Annotated in this window: 1 pseudogene; it reads right to left on the reverse strand. The window is 64.9% G+C overall.

The annotated features are described in order from the left end of the window. A pseudogene (locus V5P19_RS24420) lies at positions 1 to 239 on the reverse strand (hypothetical protein); the annotation flags it as partial.

The raw sequence follows: 239 nt of genomic DNA on the forward strand, positions 1-239 counted from the left end.
GGCTTGAACAGGCCGCCCTCTCTCGGAGCCGGCCGCTGTTGATACTGCCCCGCATAGGCGTAGGAGCCCATGTCGCGTTTCAGCTTCTCGACCGTCTCGCGCGGAAAGCGCACGGGGTCCAGAAGCTCTCCGTCCTGGCTGCGGGGGTCCGAGAAGCCGATGCGGGTCCGGCACCGTCGCTCGGCCTCGAACTCCATCGGCAAGCAAAGATGCACATACTCCATCCCGAGCTTCAGGAT

The organism is Enterobacter sp. UNJFSC 003 (genome assembly GCF_036903355.1).
GTDB lineage: Bacteria > Pseudomonadota > Gammaproteobacteria > Enterobacterales > Enterobacteriaceae > Enterobacter.